Origin of the sequence: Enterococcus sp. 2STP (genome assembly GCF_032465635.1) — a bacterium.
In the GTDB taxonomy this organism is placed as follows: domain Bacteria; phylum Bacillota; class Bacilli; order Lactobacillales; family Enterococcaceae; genus Enterococcus_B; species Enterococcus_B lactis.
In genome coordinates this window covers 74631-81581 of record NZ_JAWDJH010000022.1, presented here as the reverse complement: position 1 = coordinate 81581, position 6951 = coordinate 74631, and the positions used below count along the sequence as shown (strand labels likewise).

Genomic DNA, 6951 nt, shown 5'->3' with positions numbered 1-6951 from the left:
GAAAAAAAAACATTAAATTACAGGTTTTTAATTTATTTGACGTACTTATAAATACTCTTTATAATGAAGGCTATGATCAGACTTTAGAAAGGTCGTGAGTGCTTTGACCACAGGAATTGTAAAATGGTTTGACAACAAAAAAGGATACGGCTTTATCAGTTATGATGACACAGAAGAAATTTTTGTACATTTTACTGCGATTGAAGAAGAGGGATTCAAAACTTTGGAAGAAAATCAAGTGGTCGAATTTGAGATCATCGAGGGGAATCGAGGAACACAAGCTGCCCATGTCAAGAAAGGCAGTGTTCAGACTTCCGAATCCAGTATACATTGATTTAGATAATCAAATAGAGTGAGACGCTTAACGGGTTGATCCGTACGTCTCACTCTTTTCTTTTCCTACAAAGATTCATTTCTTCAGGGCCTATTTTTTAAAATTAACTTTTTCTATTTTTCGTATATGGGATATTATTTCTTTGCTGTTGAGAAGATGGTTCTACTTTAGGCCCGTTTTTTTCAAGATGATCAAAAAGAACCACTTGATCTTTTTTTCGCATCATAAAAACAGATGGGTCTTTCTCATTTTGCAATGTCATTTGTACTCCTGTATTAGTCGGTGTCAAAGACCGAATCTGACCGACAGTTATTTCCCGATCTTTCCAAAAAGCAGCATAGCGTATGATGACCGAGTTGGATTTTAAAATAAAAGAACGCCGCCATCCTAGAAATAGAAAAACAAGAAAAACACCTAAAACAACATTGCTTTTCCAATAGGGACCCGTGTTTTCTAAAGAAAGAATCAGACTAAAAAACAGAATGATCAAGGTCAATGACCAATAGATGATCGTATGTGCCAGTTCAGGCTGCCATCGAATATTTTTTTTCATTCTCTAACCTCTCACCGATTCAGTAATGATATAATCTTACCATAACATTAATTTGAACAAAAAGGAGAATCTCTTTTTATGTTAAAAGTATACATTGATGCCTCTACAAAAGGCAACCCTGGACCTAGCGGAGGAGGGATCTTGATTGTCTATCAAGGTAAACAAGAACAGCTATCTATTCCCCTTTCCGTAGGGACAAACCATCAAGCAGAGTTCGAAGTCTTTTTAAAAACTTTAGAATTTCTAAAGAATAAAGATTTACAGAATGAAACGATTTTCTGTTTTTCAGACAGCAAAACACTGGTTTCTACAGTCGATAAAAACACAACGAAAAACGAGCTTTTCCTTCCCTATCTCCAAAAAATCAAAGAACTTCTGCCCGACTTTTCCTTGTTGATCCTACAATGGTTGCCCGAAAACAAAAACAAAGGGGCAGATAACCTCGCACGACAAGCCCTACAAAAACAATTAAAAGAAAGATAGACTCTTTGAAGAAAAAACTTTAAAGAGTCTTTTTAGTATCTTATCTTTAATACAAAAGATAATTGTGATCAAACGTGATTTCCAAATGATAATCTCCGATTTTCTCTTCTATTTGAATACGTAAAATTCTTTCGAGTTCTGTATCATCAAATTGGAATTTTTCAGGAACAACTACATCAAACTGCAGCGTTTTCCCTTGATGGATGACTCTAAAATCATGTATATCGAGCCCTCTACCTGTTTCAAGAAGGATTTGCTTTAATTGATGCAAGATATTATAGTATTTTTCGTTATCAACAGGCATTGGGTCCAAGTGACAGACGAGTTCCACATCCAAAGACTTTTTAAAGTCTTTTTCTATCAAGTCAATAATCTTATGTGCTTCATTCAAGTTCATTGATTCATTTACTTCGATGTGGACTGATGCAAAGCGTTTATTGGGTCCATAGTTATGCACCAACAAATCATGATAGCCAAGTATATCGTTGCAAGCATTCAAGTGCTCTTCCATTTCTTCAATCTCTGCTGACGTTGGGCGACTACCTAATAGCTCATATACAAAATTCCGAAGCATCGTCAATCCACTATAAAGGATATATAATGCTAAAGCAAAACCGATATATCCATCGATACGCCATCCAGTTACCCATTCGATTGCTGCTGAAAGCAATACAGCCAGTGTAGTAAAGACATCATTATAACTATCTGTTGCTGTAGCTCTCAATGTTTCAGAATCAATGGATCGTGCAATAACCTGGTACATTTTTCCTTGTGCAAATTTCAAAAAGATGGAAATGATTAGGACAAAAAAGACGATGGGTGCTAAAGAGACATTTTCTGGATGGATGATTTTTTCAACAGATGACTCTAAAAATTGAAATCCTACATAAGTAATGATGATTGAAACAAATAACCCACTGATATATTCGAAACGTTCATGTCCATAAGGATGTTCCTGATCCGCTGGCTTTGCAGCAATTTTAAATCCAATCAAAGTCAATATGGATGAAGCAGTGTCTGATAGACTATTCACTGCATCAGCCATAATGGAGACACTCCCTGAAAAAAGCCCGATCATTAGCTTAGAGACAAACAAGATCAGATTCGTAACCAATCCTAATATGCCAGCTAATACTCCTTTTTTTGTCCGCTGTTGCGGTATTTGTTTCTTTTTTTCTTCTTGTTTCTTAACCAAGTTTTTTACCCCTTCTAGTTTGCTTGTTGCTCAGGTAAAAAGATGGAGAGGACAATTCCTCTCTTCCTTTTTCTATCTATCATGCGTCCTATTATTCATTCAAAGATGGCCATTATTCTGGTTTTAATGGTGTTGCTGCAAATAACGCTTTTGCTAGTAATGGTGTTATGATTCCCGCTCCTATTGCTTCGGGTATCCCATTGATTGCTGCAACTCCTGCTAAGGTTTTAAATAAAAGAGCAGAATCTACACCATAGGCATCTGCCGTTGCACCTGTATAAAATAATCCCATGAATCCTAACACTAAGACTGTATTGACCAATGAACCTAATACTCCTGCAAAGATCGAGCTGATTGTTATTGATTTATTTTTTTGATAAATCCAGTGGAAAACCAAACCAGCTACTAAGCCAACAAGTACTCTGGGAACTACCGAAATAATCGGGTTCGTGAATACCAATGTATCAAATGGCGTTGTCGGCATGGCGTAGGCACGGACAATTGTAGCAATTCCCCAAAACAGGCCAATTACCATACCATCTTTTGGACCCAATACTACTGCGGCAATAATTACTGTAATATGAATAATCGTTAAACTGATGAACCCTAATGGAATAAAGCCAAGCCAAGGTACCATAGCTTGTACGATGATGATTGCTAATAAGATAGCACGTAAGACTAGTCGAAAGGTTTTATTTCTGCTATTCATTGTTTTCACCCCTTTTTATTTATACTAATCGTAAAAATTTCTGTCACTTTCGTCAACTAAAGACCATCCGAAATCGACCAATTGATTAGACGCGCTCTTCTATCCCATCGAAAAAAGTATGAGGGCAAGACTATTTGTCTTCGCCCCCATGATCGTGTTTCGTTCAATGATTGAACAGTTGTTTTTTTCTATCAAACATAAACGGTCTATTGTTGCGCAAGCCATTCTTTCGCAGCTTTAAGTGCATCTGGAATACCAGCAGGATTTTTCCCACCAGCTTGTGCCATATCTGGACGTCCACCACCGCCACCGCCTACTTTTGGTGCGATTGCTTTAATCAAGTCGCCAGCTTTTAGTCCAGCTTCATTTGATTCTTTCGTCATTGCCGCTAGCAGACTGACTTTTCCTTCTTGTTCGTTTGCTAAAACAAGAATGTCTGAAATATTTTTTTGTTTCCATTGGTCAGCTAATTGACGCAGCTGATTCATGTCTTTCACTTTTACTTGTGCTGCAATGATTGTTTTTCCACTGATCGTTTCTGGATCCTTGAATACATCACCGGCTTGTTGATTCGCTAACTTGCTAGCTAATTGTTCATTTTCCTTTTGTAGCTCTCTTACTTGCTGTTGCAATTGTTCCGCTTTTGAAACAACTTCCTTCAATTGAGGTGATTTAACAATTGTTGCTACTTGTTTTAGTTGTTTTTCTTCTTCTTCAAGTAGTTCGTACGCTTCTTTGCTTGTTACAGCCTCGATTCGTCGCACGCCTGCACCAATTCCTGATTCAGAAACGATTTTGAAGATTCCGATGTTTTCTGTGTTTGCTACATGTGTGCCTCCGCACAGTTCGATTGACCAACCGCCAATATTTACTACGCGAACGTCATGTCCGTATTTTTCACCAAACAAAGCCATTGCACCCATATTTTTGGCTGTATCGATATCTGTTTCAATTGTTTCAACTGGGATAGCTTCCCAGATTTTTTCGTTGACGATTCTTTCCATTTCAGCTAATTCATCTGAAGTGATTTGACCAAAGTGGGTAAAGTCGAATCGTAAATGTCCAGGAGCGACTAAAGAACCAGCTTGATTTGCATGCTCGCCAAGTACTTCTTTCAATGCTTTGTGCAGTAGATGGGTTGCTGTATGGTTTTTGATGATACGATTGCGCATCGATTGATCGATCAATAGATGATAGGTTTGTCCTTCGCTCATTGGTGCTTTTACTTCTACTGTGTGCATAAATTGACCATTAGGCGCTTTTTGAACATCTGTAACAACTGCAACGATTTCTCCTGCTTCATCCATGATCCAACCTTGGTCTGCTACTTGGCCACCCATTTCCGCATAAAAAGGTGTTTGGTCAAAGATCATTTGAGCTTCACCTTCTGCGATTTCATTCAGAAGAGATTCGCCTTTTACGATGACCAATAATTGACTATCTGATTCTTGCTCCGTGTATCCGATGAATTTACTTTCTACTTTGATATCTGTCAATAAAGCAGATTGTACACCCATTGATTTTTCTGTACTACGGGCAGAGCGAGCACGTTCACGTTGTGCGTCCATTTCTTTTTCAAAACCAGCATGATCAACTTTCAGTCCTTCATCTTCTGCCACTTCTTCCGTTAATTCTACTGGGAAGCCATATGTGTCGTATAGTTTGAAGATGTCTTTTCCTGCTAGAGTCGTACCGTTTTCGTTTTTCACTTCTTGGATCACTTGATTCAAGATTTCCAAACCTTCATTGATTGTTTCATTGAAACGTTCTTCTTCTGTACGGATAACTTTTTCAATAAATTCTTTTTGTTGAAGTACTTCAGGATAATAACTTACCATGATCTCTCCAACGACAGGGACTAAACGATATAAGAATGCTTGTTCAATACCTAATTTTTTCCCATGCATGACCGCACGACGAAGCAAACGGCGTAAGACATACCCTCTTCCTTCATTCGATGGTAATGCACCATCGCCAATAGCAAATGAAAGGGCGCGAATATGATCTGCGATTACTTTGTAAGAAATATCTGTTACTGGGTTTTCACCATATTTTACTTGTTTGCTTAGCTTTTCTACAGCGTGGATAATAGGCATAAACAAATCTGTCTCAAAGTTCGTTGGCGCATCTTGAACGATTGAGACCATACGTTCCAATCCCATGCCCGTATCAATGTTTTTATGAGGAAGTGGTTCAAATGTATTATCAGGTTTATGGTTGAATTCTGAAAATACCAAGTTCCAGATTTCTAAATAACGTTCATTTTCTCCTCCTGGATAGTTTTCAGGATCATCTTCTGCTAAATCGTTATAAGCTTCTCCTCGATCATAGAAAATTTCCGTATCTGGTCCACATGGGCCTGCTCCGATATCCCAGAAGTTGTCTTCTACATCGATAATGTGATCTAGCGGCAGACCGACTTCTTCATGCCAGATGCGTTTTGCTTCTGTATCTTTTGGATAAACTGTTACATAAAGTTTTTCTGGATCGAATGCCATCCATTTTGGATCAGTCAAAAATTCCCATGCCCAGTGGATGGCTTCATTTTTGAAATAGTCACCAATAGAAAAATTACCCAGCATCTCAAACATCGTATGGTGACGTGCTGTTTTACCGACATTTTCGATATCATTTGTTCGAATAGACTTTTGGGCATTTGTGATTCTTGGATTTTCTGGTACAACTGAACCATCAAAATATTTTTTCAATGTTGCAACACCAGAGTTGATCCATAATAAGGTTGGATCGTTCACGGGGATCAAAGACGCACTAGGTTCAATTGTATGTCCTTTAGATTGGAAGAAATCAAGAAACATTTGTCGAACTTGTGCACTACTTAATTGTTTCATGTCATTACCTGCTTTCTATAAATTAAATACAAAAAAACACCATTACAGCCAAGGACGAAAACTCGCGGTACCACCTTGATTGCAATGATGTGTAATCATTACCTCTTAAACTCGATAACGCTGAGCTGCGTCGGTATTTCTACCAAAATAGAAAAAGGGAGCAATTTGATTAGTGACTATTCTTTTTTCAGCCAAGAAAGAATTTTCTGTGAGTCTTAAAAAAACAAATCATGTCCTTTTCGTACTTTAATAAGTATACGCATTCTGTCAATCACTGTCAATATCTCAATTGCCTATTTTTATTTCCTTTTGGTCATATTCCATATTTTTTGGTACGATAAGGATAAAGAAATCAATACATCTCAGTTATTCATGATGAGGAGGAATATAATGAAAAAAATAGTTGGCGCAGATGAATGGATCCGCGCAGCTAGCTGCTTTTTGAGATATCAAGTTTTTGTATTAGAACAAGGGATTCCTGCAGAACTAGAATTCGACGGAAAAGATATCCCGCAACAAAACTATTATCTATTTCTTGATCAAAAAAGACCAGTAGCCACATTGCGTTATGAAAAGAAAACACCTACTTGCTTCAAGCCAGAACGCTTTTGCGTAGCAAAAGAATACCGAGGAAAAGGGTTAGGCGGTCAGTTGCTTGAAGCTGCAGAAAAACAGGCGATGTCAGAAGGTTGTCAGACTAGTTATGTAGTAGCTGAAATGACGGCTGTAGATTTTTATGAAAAACAAGGATATCATACTTGCACAGAACCTTTTATTGAAGATGAAGTACTTTGTATCGGAATGGAAAAAAGTCTAGCTTAAAAACAA

7 protein-coding genes are annotated in these 6951 nt (G+C 37.7%); 3 read left to right on the top strand and 4 right to left on the bottom strand.

The window, feature by feature from the left end; genetic code table 11:
• Nucleotides 1-103 precede the first annotated feature (103 nt).
• Nucleotides 104-334 carry a cold-shock protein gene (locus RWU19_RS11340; RefSeq protein WP_002315067.1) on the top strand — a complete coding sequence of 77 codons (231 nt, stop codon included), beginning with the start codon at nt 104-106 and terminating at the stop codon, nt 332-334.
• 103 nt (nt 335-437) lie between these two features.
• On the opposite strand, the gene RWU19_RS11335 is transcribed toward RWU19_RS11340, so the two are convergent.
• Nucleotides 438-887: an EbsA family protein gene (locus RWU19_RS11335; RefSeq protein ID WP_123837976.1), complete on the bottom strand. Its 450-nt coding sequence runs from the start codon at nt 885-887 to the stop codon at nt 438-440.
• 78 nt (nt 888-965) lie between these two features.
• On the opposite strand from RWU19_RS11335, the gene RWU19_RS11330 reads away from it, so the two are divergent.
• Nucleotides 966-1370, top strand: a complete 405-nt coding sequence (locus RWU19_RS11330) for a ribonuclease HI family protein (protein ID WP_002315069.1) — start codon at nt 966-968, stop codon at nt 1368-1370.
• Between the two features lie 46 nt (nt 1371-1416).
• On the opposite strand, the gene RWU19_RS11325 is transcribed toward RWU19_RS11330, so the two are convergent.
• The 3 genes from RWU19_RS11325 to alaS form a co-directional block, all read right to left on the bottom strand.
• Nucleotides 1417-2565 (bottom strand): cation diffusion facilitator family transporter, encoded by a 1149-nt coding sequence (locus tag RWU19_RS11325; protein WP_002342634.1) that lies wholly within the window; start codon nt 2563-2565, stop codon nt 1417-1419.
• A 112-nt stretch (nt 2566-2677) separates the two neighbouring features.
• Nucleotides 2678-3274, bottom strand: coding sequence for an ECF transporter S component (locus RWU19_RS11320; RefSeq protein ID WP_002315071.1), 597 nt, complete (start codon nt 3272-3274; stop codon nt 2678-2680).
• Nucleotides 3275-3480: 206 nt separating this feature from the next.
• Entirely contained in the window at nt 3481-6123 is a 2643-nt protein-coding gene (gene alaS / locus RWU19_RS11315) for an alanine--tRNA ligase (RefSeq protein ID WP_002335688.1), read from the bottom strand.
• A 390-nt stretch (nt 6124-6513) separates the two neighbouring features.
• On the opposite strand from alaS, the gene RWU19_RS11310 reads away from it, so the two are divergent.
• On the top strand, nt 6514-6945 hold the full coding sequence (locus tag RWU19_RS11310) for a GNAT family N-acetyltransferase (protein ID WP_002339320.1): 432 nt from the start codon (nt 6514-6516) through the stop codon (nt 6943-6945).
• The last annotated feature ends 6 nt before the right edge of the window (nt 6946-6951 follow it).

What these genes read in the sequence shown, in the direction of transcription:
- RWU19_RS11335 (WP_123837976.1), bottom strand. Translation starts at nt 887, where the DNA reads ATGAAAAAAAATATTCGATGGCAGCCTGAACTGGCACATACGATCATC.
- RWU19_RS11330 (WP_002315069.1), top strand. Translation starts at nt 966, where the DNA reads ATGTTAAAAGTATACATTGATGCCTCTACAAAAGGCAACCCTGGACCT.
- RWU19_RS11320 (WP_002315071.1), bottom strand. Translation starts at nt 3,274, where the DNA reads ATGAATAGCAGAAATAAAACCTTTCGACTAGTCTTACGTGCTATCTTA.
- alaS (WP_002335688.1), bottom strand. Translation starts at nt 6,123, where the DNA reads ATGAAACAATTAAGTAGTGCACAAGTTCGACAAATGTTTCTTGATTTC.
- RWU19_RS11310 (WP_002339320.1), top strand. Translation starts at nt 6,514, where the DNA reads ATGAAAAAAATAGTTGGCGCAGATGAATGGATCCGCGCAGCTAGCTGC.